The 1,922-nt window shown below is 76.1% G+C and carries 1 protein-coding gene; it reads right to left on the reverse strand.

Annotated features, from left to right (window positions below; translation table 11 throughout):
* Positions 1-238 precede the first annotated feature (238 nt).
* The coding region (locus FGF04_RS39005) for a class I adenylate-forming enzyme family protein (RefSeq protein WP_408055730.1) at positions 239-1,922 on the reverse strand (1,684 nt) is incomplete at its 5' end.

The following is a 1,922-nucleotide window of genomic DNA, read 5'->3' on the forward strand; positions in this document are numbered from 1 at the left end:
GCGTTTGCCGTGGACGTTGGGCGGAGGGTTTTGCGCAGTCCCGGGTTTCCTGTGGTGGGCGCGTGACGGTGGTCGGGTGCGGGGGTGTTGTGGGTGGTTGCGCAGTTCCCCGCGCCCCTTGGCCGGTGGTCGCCGTTTGACTGATGTCGAGGGCGGGGTGCGGGTGTGTTGTGGCTGGTCGCGCCGTTCCCCGCGCCCCTGAGGGGGCGCCCCTGGAGGGACGCTCCTGACGGGGCGGTCACCTCTGGTGTCGGGTCTTGTGGTGGGTCGTGGCCAGGGTTGTCAGGGTGCGGTGGCAGATCTTGCCCGTGGGGGTCAGGGGCATCTCCGTCAGGTGCAGGAGGAGTTCGGGGAGTTTGCGGCGTTCCAGGCCGCGCCGGTCCTCCAGGTAGGCCGTGATGTCCGCCAGCGTCAGGCGGGGGCCCCCGGGAACCTGGCGGACGCAGGCGCACACGCGTTGCCCCAGCTCGGGATCGGGCACGGGGACGCAGACGGCCTCCGCGACCGCGGGATGGGTGCCCAGCTCGCGGTCGAGCTGCGCGGGACTGATGCTGTAGCCGCCCCGGTCGATGATCTGGGCCAGCCGGCCCTCCAGGTGCAGCCGGCCCCGTTCGTCGAGGTGGCCGCGGTCGCCGGTGCGCACCCAGCCGGCCGGGGTGCGCAGCCGCCGGTCCAGGCCGGGGTCGGCGACGTAACCGAGCGGGGTCATGGGACCCCGGGCGCAGATCTCGCCCGTCCTGCCCGGCGGCAGTTCACGGCCCCGGGCGTCCAGGACGCGGATGCCGGTGACGGCGGGATCGGGGCGCCCGGTGCCGGTCCCGGGGCCGAGCCCGGTGGCGGCCGTGTGGCAGTTGACGCCGTCGGTGGAGCCGTAGACGGCGATGACGGGCCGCCGGAAGCGCTCCCGGCAGGCGGCGGCGGTGGTCTCCGGCAGCCCGGTGCAACTGGAGACGAGGGCGTGCAGGCCCGTGACGTCCTCGCCGGGGCGGGCGGGATGCTCGGCCAGGCGGCGCAGCAGGGTGGGCACGGCGAACACATGGGTCGGCCGGTGCCGGGTGAGGGTGTCCCAGGTGGTGGCGGGGTCGTGGGAGTCCTGGAGGATCAGGGTGCCGCCGAGGGCGGCGACGGTGACGTACGAACCGCAGGACCCGTAGGAGGAGCCCAGCGGGACCAGGAGCAGGTTCCGCATCGGGCCGGGGCCGGGGTGCAGGGCGCGCAGGTAGTTGGCGCGGCCCCCGGCGACGGCGTTGTGCGAGTACGCGGCCATCTTCGGCTCGGACTCGGTGCCCGAGGAGACCAGGATCCGGGCCGGGGCCTCCGGGTCGACCGGGCGGGGACGCAGCGGTCGGCTCTGTGCGCACAGCGAGTGGACCCCCGGACGGCCGGGTCCGAAGGCGCACACCGCGCGCAGGTCCGGCAGGTGCGGGGCGAGCCCGATGTCCGCGGGGTCCGCGAGGACGGCGCCGCGGGCGCGGGAGCGGCGCAGCAGGCTGAGAGTGTCGCGGGTGCCCGGCCCGGCCGGGTAGGGCAGGGCCACGGCGCCCAGGGCGGCCACGGCCAGTTCGGCGGCCACCGCGGCCCGGCCGTTCGGCAGCCGGACGGCGATGATGTCGCGGTGGTCCAGGCCCGCGTCGCGCAGTCGGCCGGCGATGTGCCGCACCCACCGGTCCAGGGTCCGGTAGTCCAGGCTGCCGGCCCGGTCGATCACGGCCTCGCGGCGCGGATGGCGGCGCACGTGCGCGGCGAACAGGGAGTACAGGTCCCGGTCGGGGCAGTGGCCCGCGGCGACCCAGGCGCGGCGGTCGGCGGCGGGCACCAGGTCGCGGATCGTCAGGCCGTTGTTGGAGGTCCAGGGCCCGGGCGGGGCGGCGGACCGGTGCGGGGTCCGGGCGGTGGTCACGCGAACTCCCAGGGGGCGCGGG

Origin of the sequence: Streptomyces apricus, from assembly GCF_008369065.1 — a bacterium.
GTDB lineage: Bacteria > Actinomycetota > Actinomycetes > Streptomycetales > Streptomycetaceae > Streptomyces > Streptomyces apricus.